This window comes from Nocardia jejuensis NBRC 103114, from assembly GCF_001613145.1.
Lineage (GTDB): Bacteria > Actinomycetota > Actinomycetes > Mycobacteriales > Mycobacteriaceae > Nocardia > Nocardia jejuensis.
Genome location: NZ_BDBU01000005.1, coordinates 149,374 through 164,108 on the forward strand (window position 1 = coordinate 149,374; position 14,735 = coordinate 164,108).

Annotated in this window: 13 protein-coding genes; 9 read left to right on the forward strand and 4 right to left on the reverse strand. The window is 67.5% G+C overall.

The window, feature by feature from the left end:
• Positions 1 to 66 precede the first annotated feature (66 nt).
• Positions 67 to 522 carry a MarR family winged helix-turn-helix transcriptional regulator gene (locus NJ1_RS04150; RefSeq protein ID WP_067687612.1) on the forward strand — a complete coding sequence of 152 codons (456 nt, stop codon included), beginning with the start codon at positions 67 to 69 and terminating at the stop codon, positions 520 to 522.
• 3 nt (positions 523 to 525) lie between these two features.
• On the opposite strand, the gene NJ1_RS04155 is transcribed toward NJ1_RS04150, so the two are convergent.
• Positions 526 to 1,581 (reverse strand): LLM class flavin-dependent oxidoreductase, encoded by a 1,056-nt coding sequence (locus NJ1_RS04155; protein ID WP_067687613.1) that lies wholly within the window; start codon positions 1,579 to 1,581, stop codon positions 526 to 528.
• Positions 1,582 to 1,708: 127 nt separating this feature from the next.
• Between NJ1_RS04155 and NJ1_RS04160 the strand changes: the two genes are divergently transcribed.
• Positions 1,709 to 2,131 carry a hypothetical protein gene (locus NJ1_RS04160; RefSeq protein ID WP_067687614.1) on the forward strand — a complete coding sequence of 141 codons (423 nt, stop codon included), beginning with the start codon at positions 1,709 to 1,711 and terminating at the stop codon, positions 2,129 to 2,131.
• A 114-nt stretch (positions 2,132 to 2,245) separates the two neighbouring features.
• Here NJ1_RS04160 and NJ1_RS04165 read toward each other — a convergent pair whose 3' ends face one another.
• Entirely contained in the window at positions 2,246 to 3,049 is an 804-nt protein-coding gene (locus NJ1_RS04165) for an LLM class flavin-dependent oxidoreductase (RefSeq protein ID WP_067687894.1), read from the reverse strand.
• A 329-nt stretch (positions 3,050 to 3,378) separates the two neighbouring features.
• Between NJ1_RS04165 and NJ1_RS04170 the strand changes: the two genes are divergently transcribed.
• Complete coding sequence (locus NJ1_RS04170; protein WP_067687615.1) at positions 3,379 to 4,404, forward strand: TerC/Alx family metal homeostasis membrane protein; 1,026 nt, start codon at positions 3,379 to 3,381, stop codon at positions 4,402 to 4,404.
• Positions 4,405 to 4,512: 108 nt separating this feature from the next.
• Here NJ1_RS04170 and NJ1_RS04175 read toward each other — a convergent pair whose 3' ends face one another.
• Positions 4,513 to 5,385, reverse strand: a complete 873-nt coding sequence (locus tag NJ1_RS04175) for an NAD(P)-dependent oxidoreductase (protein WP_084477724.1) — start codon at positions 5,383 to 5,385, stop codon at positions 4,513 to 4,515.
• A 173-nt stretch (positions 5,386 to 5,558) separates the two neighbouring features.
• Between NJ1_RS04175 and NJ1_RS04180 the strand changes: the two genes are divergently transcribed.
• Together NJ1_RS04180 and NJ1_RS04185 are read left to right on the forward strand one after the other, a co-directional pair.
• The gene (locus NJ1_RS04180) at positions 5,559 to 6,056 is read left to right on the forward strand and encodes a DUF6630 family protein (protein ID WP_067687618.1); all 498 of its coding nucleotides are present in this window, start codon (positions 5,559 to 5,561) and stop codon (positions 6,054 to 6,056) included.
• Positions 6,057 to 6,192: 136 nt separating this feature from the next.
• Positions 6,193 to 8,154, forward strand: a complete 1,962-nt coding sequence (locus NJ1_RS04185; protein WP_067687620.1) for a molybdopterin-containing oxidoreductase family protein — start codon at positions 6,193 to 6,195, stop codon at positions 8,152 to 8,154.
• A gap of 38 nt (positions 8,155 to 8,192) precedes the next feature.
• Here the strand turns inward: NJ1_RS04185 and NJ1_RS04190 are convergent, their stop codons facing one another.
• The gene (locus NJ1_RS04190) at positions 8,193 to 9,053 is read right to left on the reverse strand and encodes an SDR family oxidoreductase (protein WP_067687621.1); all 861 of its coding nucleotides are present in this window, start codon (positions 9,051 to 9,053) and stop codon (positions 8,193 to 8,195) included.
• Positions 9,054 to 9,286: 233 nt separating this feature from the next.
• Between NJ1_RS04190 and NJ1_RS04195 the strand changes: the two genes are divergently transcribed.
• The 4 genes from NJ1_RS04195 (at position 9,287) to NJ1_RS04210 (ending at position 14,721) form a co-directional block, all read left to right on the forward strand.
• Positions 9,287 to 10,141 carry an SDR family NAD(P)-dependent oxidoreductase gene (locus NJ1_RS04195; protein WP_067687622.1) on the forward strand — a complete coding sequence of 285 codons (855 nt, stop codon included), beginning with the start codon at positions 9,287 to 9,289 and terminating at the stop codon, positions 10,139 to 10,141.
• 374 nt (positions 10,142 to 10,515) lie between these two features.
• On the forward strand, positions 10,516 to 12,162 hold the full coding sequence (locus NJ1_RS04200; protein WP_067687896.1) for an acyl-CoA synthetase: 1,647 nt from the start codon (positions 10,516 to 10,518) through the stop codon (positions 12,160 to 12,162).
• A gap of 258 nt (positions 12,163 to 12,420) precedes the next feature.
• Positions 12,421 to 14,082 carry an acyl-CoA synthetase gene (locus tag NJ1_RS04205; RefSeq protein ID WP_067687624.1) on the forward strand — a complete coding sequence of 554 codons (1,662 nt, stop codon included), beginning with the start codon at positions 12,421 to 12,423 and terminating at the stop codon, positions 14,080 to 14,082.
• A gap of 63 nt (positions 14,083 to 14,145) precedes the next feature.
• Positions 14,146 to 14,721, forward strand: coding sequence for a hypothetical protein (locus tag NJ1_RS04210; RefSeq protein WP_245717201.1), 576 nt, complete (start codon positions 14,146 to 14,148; stop codon positions 14,719 to 14,721).
• Positions 14,722 to 14,735: the final 14 nt, after the last annotated feature.

A 14,735-nucleotide genomic window follows, 5' to 3' on the forward strand; every position in this document is an offset into this window, starting at 1 on the left:
GCGGCCGTCGAGTGCGCGGGGGCTGTCATCTCATCGGGGTGGCCGAGCTCGGTACAGTGCGGAGCCATGGGACAGCGAGAGCGCGAACGCGCACTGTGGGACGCCTTCTTTCCCATGAACGCCGAGCTCTGGCAGGCGCTGACCCGCAGGCTCCAGCAGGACACCGGGCTGTCCGAGCCGGACTGGCAGGTCCTGAACGCGCTGGGCAACACCGACGGCCACACACTGCGCGCGTTCGAGCTGGCGAAGGTGCTGATGTTCGGCAAGAGCCGGCTCCATCAGCACGTCGGGCGGATGGAGCAGCGTGGCCTGGTGGAGCGCGGCCCGGTGCCCGGCGATGCCCGCGCCACGGTGGTTTACCTGACCCCGCAGGGCCTTTCGACGTTCCGCAGGGCGCAGGCCCACCGTGCCCGGCACATCCGCGAGGAACTCGTCGGCGCTCTCACCGCCGACGAGGTGGAGCAGCTCACCACCCTCTCCTACAAGATCCGCGCCCATGTGCGCCGTGACCGGCCGAGCTGAGAGTCACTCCCAGACGGTGGTGGGAATCTCGCTCCGGAGCGTGGGCGCGACCTCGGCGAAGAACCGTTCGAGGTAGTCGCGGGTGACCGCCAGTTCGGTCGTGTAGGTGGAGAAGAACCCCTCCACCCCGACACCGAACACCTGGTTGCCGAACTTGCGCTGCAGAATCAGGAGCTTCTCGGTGATCTGCTCGGCGGTGCCGACGAGCGCGGATCCGTTCTCGATGAAGTCCTCCAGGGACGCGAACGGGAAACGGGCACGCACCCGGAAGTGCTCGGCCGCTGAGGCTTCGAACATCGGCCGCGCGATCGCCAGCGCGTCCTGGGAGCGGTCGGTGATGATCGGGGAGTGAACTCCGACGGCGACCAGCGCCGCGGCGGGGTCGTGGCCGTGGAAGGCGAGCCGCTCGCGATAGTGGGCGACCAGATCCAGATAGTGATCGAGGCGGTCCAGGCCATTGGCCGAATACAGCGGATCTCCCCAGCGCGCAGCCAGTTCGGTGGAGCGCTTGTTCGTCGCAGAGCCGTGCCACACCCGGGGTGCCGGCTGCTGAAGCGGGCGGGGCTCGAGGGACGCCTCGGTCAACTTGGGCCGGTAGCGCCCCTCCCAGGTGACCGTCTCCTCTCGCCACAGCCGCCGCAGTAGCTCGTAACCCTCCTCCAGCCGATCCCACAGGTCGGCCGGTTCGATACCGAAGAGGCTCGGCGCGACCGGATCACCGCCCTTGCCGATGATCAGATCGAGTCGTCCCGCGCTGAGATGGTCGAGCGTGGCGTAGTCCTCGGCCGAGCGGACCGGATCGGTGAGTGACAGCACCGCGACCGTGGTCACCAGGCGAATCCGGGACGTGCGGGCGGCGATATTCGACAGGATCACCGCGGGTGACGCCGACAGCAGGTCCGGATTGTGCCGCTCGCCGACCCCGAACGCGTCGTACCCCACCCGCTCGGCCCACAGCGCGAGGTCGATCAGCTCCGCGAACCGCTCGGACCGGCTCAGTGGCGGACTCCCCGACCCCCTGCTCTTCCTGGGAACCAACGTACTCGCCAGGAATTTCATGACCGCACCCCTCTCGATGAGTTCACATGTGAACTCTGCTCGGGATGATCTCCGGTGTCAAGACCGCACGGAAACCACGATTCCGCAGGTCGTTGCCATCGCGACAGCGAAGGCTTAGCGTGGATGAGTGGCAGGAACCGTGTCAGGCCGGCAGGCGCCCGCGAGGGTGCGGCTGGCCGGGGTGCTGGTGGCGCTGCAGGGCGCGGTCGGCGCGGGAGTGGTGGTTCGGCTGATCGTCCTGGGGTTTGCCGGGTCCGGCGATTCGACCGCGGGTTCGGCTTTCACGACGCTGTTCCTGTTGGCGCTGGCAATCCTGACGTTGGTCGCAGGCATCGCCCTGTACCGGGGGCGCTGGTGGCCGCGGCCGGTGGCGGTGCTCGGGCAGATCCTGCTGTTGACCGGAGGTCTACTCCTGCTGGCCACCGGTCACCTCTGGTTCGGGGTCCCACTCACCCTTATGGCGGTCGGCGTCCTCGTGGGTTTGTGCTCACCCAAATCGAACCAGTGGATGGCCGTTCCTTTCGACCTCACTTCGCGTTCCTCGCATTAGGCCTGGAATCGAGGTGGAATCCGGCCTGAGCCTCCACTGGACGCACGCTGGGGGCGGTTTCCCGTCAAAACCACGTCGACAGTGGACGATCAGGCCGGGTATACCCTCCCCCACCTACTTCCCATCGAGCGCCGCCACCACAGGAGCGAACCGCTCCGCGAAGTCGGCCCCGAAGATGAAGTAGGAGAAGCCCATCTCTTCGCGGCGGCGCTGGATTTCCTCGATGGCGGCGGCCGGGTCGTCCGGCAGGATCGTCACCGCGTCGACCGCGCGCAGCGCGGCGGGGTCGGTCCACGGCGGCGCCATGTGCGCGGCCAGGGCGTCGCCGATGACCGGGACGGCGAGCGCGAGCTCGATGTCCGGGACCGCGCGGAAATCCTCGGCCAGTCGCGCTACTTCGGCGCGGGGCTGCGGCCCCAGAGCGAAGGTGACCGTATCCGCGATCTCGGCCGCCAGCGCCCGGGCCTTCGGACCGAGTACGGCCATCGCCACGGGTGTGTGGCGGCCGGGGCCGTCGAGCTCCCGCAATGCCCGGACAGCCTCGCCCACCTGCGTCAACCGCTCACTGGGCGGCAGGACGGGCACCCCTTTCTCACGCAACTCGTCCTCGATGCCGGGTCGGCCGGTGCCGATGCCGAACTCGAAGCGACCTTCGGTCAGCACCGACAGCGAATGCGCCTCCCATGCCGTCATCCACGCCGGGCGCAGCGGAGAGGCGTAGACCCAGGTGCCCACCCGCAGGTCGGTGATGGCGGCAACGGTGGCAAGCATGGGAGCGGGCGCCGGTTGCGTCTGCGGGAAATCCGCCACCAACAGCGTCGAGTACCCGCTGTCCGCGACGCGGTGCGCGCGATCCCGCCACGTCGGCACATCACCCATGAGCGGGGCGACGACCCCGAATCGGAACGGCTTGGTCATGCCTGAATCCTCTCTGTCAGCGAGATCCGCACCCGGCAAGCGGCGCACGATCATCTGCTTCGACACATCCAAAGGCATTGACTCCCTGCGCATCAGAAATTCATCGGTGCGAACCTGCGGTACCGCCGGGCCTGTGGCCGAAGGCGCGGAACCCGTCAGCAAAGGTAAAGATCAACTGACGTTCACTTGGCAATTTCTTTACCTTTGCCCGCGATCCCGGTAGCCTCGTGACCACGGAGGGGACATATCCCGCGCTGGCCTGGCCGCTGCGGAGACCTCTGGCTACGAGTCGTTGGTCGTGTTGGACTGATCCGCCGGAGGCGCGCGCTGTGGATGTTTCGTTGACCCTTTGGGTGCTGACCATCGTCGGGTTGGGTGTGCTCATCTCCGTCGACTTCTTCATCGGGCGCAAGCCCCATGACGTGTCGATGAAGGAAGCCGGCATCTGGACCGTGGTGTGGATCGCGCTGGCGGCGCTGTTCGGCCTCGGACTGCTGGTCACCGGGCACTCGCAGTCCTCCACCGAGTTCTTCGCGGGCTTCATCACCGAGAAGTCGCTGAGCGTGGACAACCTCTTCGTCTTCGTGCTGATCATGGCGAAGTTCTCGGTGCCCTCACACCTGCAACAGCGCGTGCTGCTGTTCGGCGTGCTGATCGCCCTGGCACTGCGCGCGGTGTTCATCGGCGCGGGCGCGGCGATCATCTCCAACTTCTCGTGGGTGTTCTACATCTTCGGCGCGTTCCTGATCTACACGGCGTGGAAGCTGATCAAGGAGGCGCGGTCCGAGGAGGAGGACGAGGAGTTCGAGGAAAATCGACTCCTGAAGTCCATCGAGCACAAGTTCGGCGTCGCCGACAGCTACCACGGCACCAAGCTCTTCATTCGGAACAACGGCAAGCGCATCATGACCCCGCTCATGGTGGTCATGCTCGCCATCGGCACCACCGATGTCCTGTTCGCCCTGGATTCGATCCCCGCGATCTTCGGCCTCACCCAGGATCCCTACATCGTCTTCACCGCGAACGCTTTCGCCCTGATGGGCCTGCGCCAGCTCTACTTCCTGCTCGGCGGGCTCCTGAAGAAGCTCATCCACCTCAGCTACGGCCTGTCGGTCATCCTGGGCTTCATCGGCATCAAACTCGTCCTGCACGCTCTGCACGAGTCCGGAGTCGACACCCCCGAAATCTCCACGCCCGTCTCCCTCGGCGTCATCTGCGTGGTCCTTGTCATCACCACCATCACCAGCCTGACGGCCTCGAAGAAGTTGGCGCAGAACGAATCCGACGCGGCGGACAAGACGACAGCGGAGAAGGCGCCGGAACCCATCGACCCCTCGGCTCAGAACCTGAAGTAGCAAGCGGCACAACGAGCGATCGGCGCGGGCCTGTTCAGGTCCGCGCCGATCGTCTGTGGCCGAGGTACCAGCCGGACCGATCGCCTCGGGTTGGTCGCTGCGGCCGACTCACTCGCGCAGCAGGTCGATGATCTTGGATTCGTTGAGGTCGGCATGGCCGGATCTGATCAGATCGTCGAACAGGTGCAGGGCCGCTCGGCCCAGCGAGGTGGGCGCGGAGAGCGACTCGGCCAGGTCTACGCCGACACGAGTGTCTTTGCGGCGCAAGGCGGCGGTGAAGGCTATGTCATCGGTGTGGTTGCCGGTGAGCATGAGGTGAGCCAGGCGGATGACGGTGGGGCTGGCGGCGCCGCTGCGGGAAAGCATGGCGACCACCGTGGGCAGGTCGAGGCCGGAGAGTTCGGCGGTGCGCAGGGCCTCGGCGGTGGAGGCGATCTGGATCGATCCCATGAGGTTCTGGATCAGTTTGTAGGCGGTGCCCGCGCCAGGGTCACCGAAGTGGACGATGTCGGCGCAGAGCGGGGCCAGGAGGGGCCGGGCGGCGTCGAGGTCGACAGAGGCGGCGCCGATGAACAGGATCAACTCACCTGCGGCCGCGGCCGACGGAAGACCGGTGACGGGTGCGTCGAGGTAGCGGAAGCCTTGGGCGGCGGCGAGTTTCGCCAGTTCCAGCACCCACGTGTGGGAGAGGGTGGAGCATTCGATGGCGAACGCGCCCGGTGCGGTCCGAGCGGCCAGGGCTCCGGTCTCGCCGAGCCAGACCGTCCTGGAGGCGTCGTCGTCGGCGACCATCGCGATGATCGCGTCCGCGCCCTCGGCCGCCGTGCGCGCGGTGGCGGCGAGCATCGCGCCCGCGTTCACCAGAGGTGCGGCCTTTTCCGGTGATCGGTTGTAGACCTTCACCTCGTGTCCGGCGGCGAGCAGCCTGCTCGCCATTCCCACACCCATTCGGCCCGCGCCGAGAAAAGCAATCTTCGCCACCCGCGCACCCTAGCGAGCGTCGGTGCATCGCCCGCCTTCGGACGCATGCGCCCAAGACGACTTTCCCAGCATTCGAGACACAATTCGCCGGAATCAGGTGTGCGGACAACGGATTCGGGACTTGCGGGGCGAAGGTCGGCGTCAGTAACAAGCCCGGCGGTTATCTTCACCCCATGGCCCTCCGGGAAGAGCAGCGCGCGGCGCTGTTCGAGATTGTCGGACTGCTCGCGCCCGATCTCGAGAAGGCGTGGGCACGGTTGGCGGACGCGCTCGCGCGCGGCGGACCGGAACCGATCACCCCCGAGGAGGCGCTGATCGAAGCGCTGTACGACGAGGGCAGCGGACTGGCCTACTGCGGGTGGGAGGCCCGGCCGTCGGAGGTCCGCGACTACCTCGAAGAGCTGCCCACCTTCCCACCGGGACTCACCTGGGAATGGTACAAATGGACCGCTCAGGAGGCGTGGGACCCGGAGGAAGACCTCTACGAATTCCTGTGGCCGCTGGCCGACCGTTGCCTCAGGCTCGGTGTGGCGCTGGTCGGCGTCCTGGTCGATGGCGAGGGATACACGCTGGGCTTCCTCCCGGCCGATGACCTCGCGAAGTTCGTCGAACTGGCCGGGGTGGCCCACAGCACCATCTACGTCCACCGCACGGGCGCACCGACTCCCTGAAATCGGCGCCCCCTCACGCGAGCGCACTGACCCACGCCGCGCGGCATTTCAACCCACACAGCACGCCGACCCCACTCGCCGCAATTCCCGACAGGGATTGGACCCGCCCACGGCGTGGTCGCATACGATCGTCCGAGTGAAGGTTCTCGGGGCTTGCCCGCTCGACTGCCCTGACGCGTGCTCCTGGGTCGTGACCGTGGAGGACGGCGTCGCGGTCGGACTGCGCGGGAACAAGGACCATCCGGTCACTCGGGGCGCGCTGTGCGTGAAGGTGAACCGATACCTCGAGCAGGTGGACTCACCGGAGCGGATCCGGTATCCGATGCGGCGAGTGGGCCGCAAGGGCGAGGGCAGGTTCGAGCGGATCAGCTGGGACGAAGCACTCGGGGAGATCGCCGAACGGCTCGACGGCATCGTCCGGGAGTACGGCGGCGAAGCGATCTGGCCGTTCCACGGCACCGGAAGTCTCGGGTACATCCAAGGGCTGGAAGGGTTTTCGGGACGGCGGTTCTTCAATACCCTCGGAGCCTCGCTGCACGATCCGACGATCTGCTCGATCGCGGGCGCGGTCGGCTTGAAGTACACGCTCGGAACCTCCGGCGGTATGGACCCCGAGCACTTCGCCCAGTCGAAGCTGATCCTGCTGTGGGGCACCAATCCGCTCACCTCGGGACATCACGGCTGGAAGTTCATCCAGGACAGCGGCGCGTACACCGTCGCGATCGATCCGGTGCGCACGCGCACGGCCGAACGCTGCGACGAGCATCTCGCTCCCCTGCCGGGAACGGACGCCGCGCTGGCCCTGGGACTCATGCACGTGATCCTCTCGCTCGGGGCCGAGAACGCGGACTACATCGCCGAGCACACCGAGGGCTTCGACGAATTCAAGGGCCGCATAGCCGAATTCACGCCGGAGCGGGTCGCCGAGATCACCGGATTGCCGGTCGAGAAGATCACCGCGCTGGGTGAGCGCATCGCCCGCACCCGGCCGACCGCGATCAAGGCCTCCCAGGGCATGCAGCGGCACGCGGGCGGCGGCATGGCGCTGCGCACCCTGGCCTGCCTGCCCGGCATCACCGGCGACTGGGCGATTCCCGGTGGCGGACTGCACTATTCGACCAGCGGTCATTTCGATCTGAACCTGCCCGAACTGATGCGCTTCGACCTGCTGCCGCATCCGGTGCGCACGCTGTCCCAGACCAGGATCTCCGACGGCTTGCTCGACGCGGACGGCCCGCCGGTCAAGGCACTGTTCGTGATCGCCGCGAATCCGGTGGGATCCAATCCGAATCAGTCCGGCGTACGACGCGGATTGGCTCGCGAGGACCTGTTCACCGTTGTGCTGGAACACTTCCCGACCGACACCGTCGACTACGCCGATATCGTGCTGCCCGCCACCATGCAGACCGAGCACCTCGATGTCCTGGCCGCGTACGGGAACATGTACCTGGTGTGGAACGAGCCCGCGGTGGCTCCGCCCGGCGAATGCCTCTCCACCACCGAGACTTTCCGCCGTCTCGCACATCGCATGGGGCTGACCGAACCCGCGCTCTACGACTCCGACGAGGACCTGGCCGACCAGCTGCTGAAGGGCTTCGACGTCGAACGCCTGCGTGCCGACGGCTTCCTGCGTGTGGATCCGAAGCCGGTGCCGAACGGAAAACTCCGATTCTTCTCTCGCCGAGCCGAACTGGCCGGTCACGACCCCCTGCCCGCCTACACCCCGCCCGCCGACCCCGGCGAGGGCTTGGTCCTGATCTCCGCCGCATCGCACTTCTTCCTGAACAGCACCTTCGGCAACAACCCCGAATTGCTGCGCCGCTCAGGCGATTCCGCTGTCACCCTGCATCCGCTCGACGCGGCGGCGCGCGGCATCGAGAACGGCGCCCCCGTCACGGTCCACAACGACCGCGGTTCCTTCGAGGCGGTCGCCGAGGTCTCGGACCAGGTCCGCCCCGGCGTCGCGGCGACCACCAAGGGCCGCTGGGCCAAATTCACCGGCGGCGCGACGGTCAACGCCACCATCGCCGAACGTGATTCGGATTTCGGCGGCGGCGCGGTGTTCCACGACAACCGCGTCGAGGTCACTCCCCGCTGAGCGGGCCGGGAGCGGTCGGTCCGCCGCAATCGCAGTGGTCATTCCGCCGCTACCGCGCCGGCGCCCTCCTGCTCCGGCGTCACCTCGGGCCGCGGCGCGGTGAGGAGCGCGCGCATGGCGGTGAACACCTGCGACGCGCCGCCGAGCGACCAGCCGCCGTCGACCGGAATGATCGCGCCGGTGATGTACGCGGCGGACGGACTCGCCAGCCAGAGGCAGCAATCGGCGATCTCCCGAGTGGTCCCGTATCGGCCCAACGGCACGGATTCGGCGACAACCCGCGACAATTCGGGCGTCGGAGCGAGCCGGGCCATACCCTCGGTCTCGGCGATCGGTCCGGGAACGACAGCGTTGACCCGGATCCCCTCCGAGCCCCATTCCAGGGCGCAGACTCTGGTCAGCATGTCCACTCCGGCCTTCGCCGCACACGCGTGGGATTGCAGTTCCATCGGGATCGAGGACTGCGGGGCCGAGATGTTGATGACGGCCGCGCCCGGCGTGCGCAGATGCTCGTGGGCCGCGCGCAGCACATTGAAGGTGCCCTTGAGATCGATGTCCACCACGGCCGCGAACGCCCGGGGTGACATGTCGCGCGCCGCGGCCGGGAAGTTCCCCGCCGCGCCGGAGATGATCACGTCGAGCCCGCCGAGTTGGTGCCGGGCCGCCGCCAGCGCACCCGCCACCGAGTCGTAATCCCGGACGTCGCCCACGAATCCGATGACGGGACTGCCGGTTTCACCGATGGCAGCCACCGCCGAATTCACTTTGTCAGGATTGCGAGACAGGACCGCGACGGCCGCACCCGCCTCGGCGAAGGCCTGTGCCACCGTCAGATTGATACCGCTGGTTCCGCCCGCCACGAAGACGGTGCGGCCGGAATAGTCGAAAGGGACGCTCATCCCAAGATTTTCCTGCTGTCCGGGCTCGCGCGGCGCGGTTTCGACAGGACCGATGCCGACCTCGGGCCGCGCCGGCGAACCGCACGGCGAGTCGGGTGCGGGTGGGATCTGTCAGCGCACCCCTCACGCCCGCGCTCTTCCACCTTCGGGCAATACCGGGCCACGCGTGTACCCGGCATGCTGATCATCAGCACCCGGGCGGACCGTCCGGGGCACAGCGAAAAGGATCGACCATGAGTGCACAGAACGCCCCGCGCCGCTGGCTGATCACCGGAGCCAACAGCGGTTTCGGTGCAGCGTTCACCCGCGCCGTGCTGGCCGCCGGCGACCACGTGATCGCCGCGGTCCGCCGGCCCGAAAGTATGGCGGAAGTCGTTGCCGCGCAGCCGGATCGGGTGCAGGTGATAACGCTGGACGTGCGGGATCCGCAGGCCGCCGAGCGCGCGGTGAAGGAAGCCGGGCGGGTGGACGTGCTGGTGAACAACGCCGGATACGGAGTGATCGGCGCGGTCGAGGAGACCGGTGAGGACGACGTGCGCGACGCGATGGACGTGATGTTCCACGGCCCGCTGCGCCTGACCCGGCTGGTGCTGCCGCAGATGCGCGAACGCCGCGGCGGCGCCATCGTTCAGGTGTCCAGCATGGGCGGCATCATGTCCTTCGCGGGGGTCGGCATCTACAGCGCGGCCAAGGGCGCGTTGGAGCTGGCCAGCGAAGCCCTTGCGCAAGAGGTGAATCCGCTGGGCATCCAGGTTCTCATCGTGGAGCCCGGCGCGTTCCGCACCAGCTTCGCCGCGCCGGCCGCGCTGCGGATCAGCGGTGAGATCGAGGATTACGCCCCGACCGTGGGGCCGACCCGGGTGGGTCTGCCTTCGTACCATGAGACCCAGGAAGGCGACCCGGACAAGGCCGCCGCCGCGGTGATCGCGACGGTGGGCCAGGCGAATCCGCCGCTGCGACTGGCGCTGGGCGCGGACGCGGTCACCGCGATCCGGGGCAAACTCGCCTCGGTGGCCGCGGATCTGGACGCCACCGAGCATCTGGGGCTGAGCACCGCGATCGACGCCGGACAGCGGCCCTCGCACTGAGCCCCGCTGCTCGAGACCTCTCCTGAACACCAGAACGGCCCGCCGTACCCGGCGGGCCGTTCGTCACGAATCAGGCCGCCGCACTGCCGCTCAGTGCACCGAGGCCACTGGTGAGAAGGTTGGCGAGAACTTCGAGCAACTCCATGTGGAAATACCTCATCAGGTCGGTTATCGAATCACGAGACGGATGCAGCCTGGGCGATCCGGGTGTCCGGTACATGTCTCGCCGGTGAAGAACCGGCGACGTATTGCACACAACCAGCAACTGTCCGTTGTGACCGAATTTGTGTAACGGCGATCACACCCCGCTGCTACGGTGGCGCTACCTGCCTGAATACGCGCGGCAGGCAGCACATCTCACGGAGGTGGTCGGCATGGCCTCGGTTCTGGACTCGGCGCAGCGACGGGTGACGCACACTCTCGAGACCGTGAAGGGTCTGCGGCGGCTGCGCGAACTGGGACTGACCGACCCCCGCGATCCGATGGGCACGGTGCGAACTGCCTTGGAGGGCAGGGTTTTCGGGCCGCCCGCCACCGCGATCCGCCGCGCCGCCCGACTGTGGCCGGACCGGCCGGGACTGGCCGACGAACGCGGCGAACTCACCTATCGCGAACTCGACGAGCGGTCGAACGCGCTGGCGCGCGGCCTACAGCGGATGGGTGTCAAACCGGGCACGGTGGTCGGTGTGCTGGCCCGCGACCATCGCGGATTGCTATTGACCATGGTCGCGCTCGGCAAGCTGGGCGCTCGCCTGGCGCTGATGAACACCGGCTTCGCCAAGCCGCAATTCGCGGCCGTGTGCGAGCGGGAGAACGTGAAGGCCGTCCTGCACGACAGCGAGTTCCTCGGACTCCTGGACGCCCTGCCCGCGGATCTGCCCCGCGTACTCACCTGGGTCGACGAGGGCACCGAGATCCCGGACGGCACAACGACTCTCGACGATCTGATCGCCGCGAACACGAAGACCCCGCTGCCCGCACCGAAGAAGCCGGGCGGATTCATCATCCTCACCAGCGGCACCACCGGCCTGCCCAAGGGCGCACCGCGCGACAAGACCGGGCCGCTGTCCACGGTGCAGATGGTCGATCGCATCGACTTCCCGCAGCTCGGCACGATGGTCATCGTCTCGCCGATCTTCCACTCCACCGGCTTCGGCACCTGGTTGGCCAGCACCGCGTTCGGCAACAAGACCGTCGTGGCGCGCCGCTTCGACGCGGAGCAGACGCTGCGCCTGATCGCCGAGCACGGCGCGCAGATGCTGATCGCGGTGCCGACCATGCTGCATCGAATGGTGGAGCTGGATCCCGCGATTCGCGAGAAGTACGACACCTCCTCGCTGAAGGGGATCGTCATCGCGGGCTCGGCGCTCTCGCCCGAGCTGAGCATCCGCACCGCCGAGGCCTTCGGACCGGTGCTGTACAACCTGTACGGCTCCACCGAGTGCGCGGTGGCCACCGTGGCCCGCCCCGAGGATCTGGCCATCGCGCCCGGCACCGCGGGTCGCTCCCCCACCACGTGCGAGGTGGTGCTGTTCGACGACGACGGCAAGCGCATCCTGGCCAAGAACGTGCGGGGCCGGATCTTCATCCGCTCGGGCGCGCCGTTCAAGGGCTACACCGACGGCCGCCACAAACAGATCATCGACGGCTATATGTCCAGCGGCGATGTGGGCCATTTCGATGACAGCGGACTGCTTTTCGTCGACGGCCGCGATGACGACATGATCGTGTCCGGCGGGGAGAACGTCTTCCCCCAAGAGGTCGAGAACCTGCTGCTCGAGCGTCCCGACATCTTCGACGCCGCGGTGGTCGGGGTGGACGATGTGGAGTTCGGAAAGCGTCTGCGCGCCTTCGTGGTTCCCGAACCCGGCCACACCCTCGACCCGGCCGAGATCAAGGCGTACGTGAAGGGCAATCTGGCCCGGTACAAGGTGCCGCGCGACGTGTTCTTCCTCGATGATCTGCCTCGCAACGCGACGGGCAAACTCCTGCGCAAGGTTCTCCTGGACTACCCGGGCTGAGTGCCGCAGCCCCATGTCAACGGCTCGAGTCCCGCACTCGCTGCCGCCGCGGGCACGGGTCCGGAGGCTCTACCAGCGACACTGTGGCAATTCTGCGATCTACCCCACGACCTGGGAACTCTATACGCTACCGCCGGTCACAGAGACCTCGGCCACACCACCGCGCCCCCTGCTTGCTAGGGTTGGCACCGCACTGGATCTCGAGGTTGCGGTCCGAGCGCCGACTCGTCCGGCGGGGGATCGCGGAAGGTTGTACCCATGTCACTTGCCCTTCCATCGGCAGGCACGGTTCTTCGCAAAGCGGGCGATACGGCGCTCAGCGTCAATGCCATGGTCCGAGGGGGACTCTTCAATCCGCTGCGCCCGGATCAGGCGCTGCGCTCGGCCGTCAACGTGCTCAAGTTCGGCCCGTTCGCGGGTGCGGTCGTGCACGCGGCCAAGACCAATCCGAAGGCCCCCGCGATCGTCGACGAACGCGGTGAGCTGACCTTCGAGCAGCTGGACAAGCAGTCCAGCGCCTTCGCTCGCGGCCTGGCCGCGCAGGGCCTGGGCCCCGGCGACGTGATCGGTGTGCTGGCCCGTGACCACCGCGGCATGGTGCTGAGCCTGGTCGCCGCCGGCAAGCTGGGCCTGCGCGCGGTGCTGATGAACACCGGTTTCGCCAAGCCGCAGTTCGCCGACGTGTCCACCCGCGAGAAGGTCAAGGCGGTGCTGCACGACAGCGAGTTCTTCGACCTGATGAGTGCGATTCCGGCCGAGATCCCGCGCATCCTGACCTGGGTGGACGAGAAGGACAACGCCGATCCCTCGATCCCGACCATCGAGTCGCTGGCGGCCGGGCAGTCCACCGCGCCCGTCGCTCCGCCGGAGAAGCCGGGCGGCATGGTCATCCTGACCAGTGGCACGACCGGAACCCCCAAGGGCGCGCCGCGCGACAAGGTCAGCCCGTTCATCACCGCGCAGTTCCTGGACCGGATTCCGACGCCGCGCAACAGCACCGTCGTGATGGCCGCGCCGATCTTCCACGCCACGGGCCTGTCGCAGTTCACGCTGTCGATCGCGCTGGGCAATCGAGTCGTGTTGCAGCAGCGCCGTTTCGACCCGGAGCACACCCTGGCGAACATTCAGAAGTACCGCGCGCAGGGCCTGACCGTGGTGCCGACCATGCTGCAGCGCATCCTGGATCTGCCTGCCGAGACCCTCGCGAAGTACCAGCCGGGTGAGACCCTGCGCGTGCTGTTCGCCGCCGGTTCGGCCATCCCGCCGGACGTGGTCACCCGCACGCTCGACTACTTCGGCGACAGCCTCTACAACGTGTACGGCTCCACCGAATGCGCCGTCATGACCGTGGCCACGCCGGCCGAGCTGCGCAAGGCGCCGACCACCGCGGGCAAGGCGCCGGTCGGCATCCGCGTCGCGCTGTACGACGAGAACCGCAAGCGCATCACCGCGCCGAACGTGACCGGCACGATCTTCATCGAGAACGGCCACTCCTTCAAGACCTACACCGACGGTCGCACCAAGGAGAACGTGGACGGGCTCATGTCCAGTGGCGATGTCGGGCACTTCGACGCCGACGGTCTGCTGTTCATCGACGGCCGCGATGACGACATGATCATCTCCGGCGGCGAGAACGTCTTCCCGCAGGAGGTCGAGCACCTGATCTCCAACCGGCCCGATGTGCTCGAGGCCGCGGTCGTCGGTGTCGAGGACCGGGATTTCGGAACGCGCCTGCGCGCCATCGTGGTTCCCGGCCCCGAGTCCAAGCGGGACGTGCAGGAGATCAAGGACTTCGTGAAGGACAACCTGGCCCGGTACAAGGTGCCGCGCGAGGTGATCTTCCTCGACGAGCTGCCCCGCAATGCCACCGGGAAGCTGCTGCGCAAGCCGCTCATCGAAATGTCGGTTCCCACCGAATAATTCCAGCTGGAATTGGGTTGTGCGGCCGTTATTCGGGTCGCACACCTCGGCTATCATCAGCGCGTGAGTTTTCTGTCCGGCCGGTCCACGGCGCAATCCCGCAGTGATGCTGCGGTATTGCGTGGTGGATCGGCCGGACTGCTTTCCGGGGCGCTCGCGGTGGCCGCGCACGGATTCATCTCGGGGGCCGCGCCCCTGGAATCGGGTCCGCTGACGCTGCTCGTACTCGCCTCGGCGACGATCGGCGCGTTGGTCACCGGGGTCGGCGTGCTGCGCACGACCTGGCTCGGGTTGGTCACGGCCCTGGTCTGCGGGCAATTGCTCGGGCACTTCGCCATGATGTGGGGTTCGCCGGGCAGCAGCCATATGCATCATCACCAGGCGTCGATGTGGAGTCCGGCCATGCTGGCGGCGCACATCACCGCGGCGGTGGTCGCGGCCGTGATGATCCTCGGCGCCGAGGCCGCCTATCGGATCGGCACCACGGTGCTGTCCTGGGCATTGCCCGCATTGATCGCACTTCCGGTCCGGTCCGGGCCGCCCGCGTTGCCGATCCGGCATCGTGATCGCGTCGTGCTGCGGGTTTTCGCCGCCGATGCGCTGCACACTCGCGGGCCGCCCGCTCTCGTTCGAGGCTGACTTCTTCCTTTCAC

Bases quoted from the DNA above. Each gene is read 5' to 3' on its own strand.
- NJ1_RS04150 (WP_067687612.1), top strand. From the start codon at position 67: ATGGGACAGCGAGAGCGCGAACGCGCACTGTGGGACGCCTTCTTTCCC.
- NJ1_RS04155 (WP_067687613.1), bottom strand. From the start codon at position 1,581: ATGAAATTCCTGGCGAGTACGTTGGTTCCCAGGAAGAGCAGGGGGTCG.
- NJ1_RS04165 (WP_067687894.1), bottom strand. From the start codon at position 3,049: ATGACCAAGCCGTTCCGATTCGGGGTCGTCGCCCCGCTCATGGGTGAT.
- NJ1_RS04180 (WP_067687618.1), top strand. From the start codon at position 5,559: ATGGCCCTCCGGGAAGAGCAGCGCGCGGCGCTGTTCGAGATTGTCGGA.
- NJ1_RS04190 (WP_067687621.1), bottom strand. From the start codon at position 9,053: ATGAGCGTCCCTTTCGACTATTCCGGCCGCACCGTCTTCGTGGCGGGC.
- NJ1_RS04195 (WP_067687622.1), top strand. From the start codon at position 9,287: ATGAGTGCACAGAACGCCCCGCGCCGCTGGCTGATCACCGGAGCCAAC.
- NJ1_RS04200 (WP_067687896.1), top strand. From the start codon at position 10,516: ATGGCCTCGGTTCTGGACTCGGCGCAGCGACGGGTGACGCACACTCTC.
- NJ1_RS04205 (WP_067687624.1), top strand. From the start codon at position 12,421: ATGTCACTTGCCCTTCCATCGGCAGGCACGGTTCTTCGCAAAGCGGGC.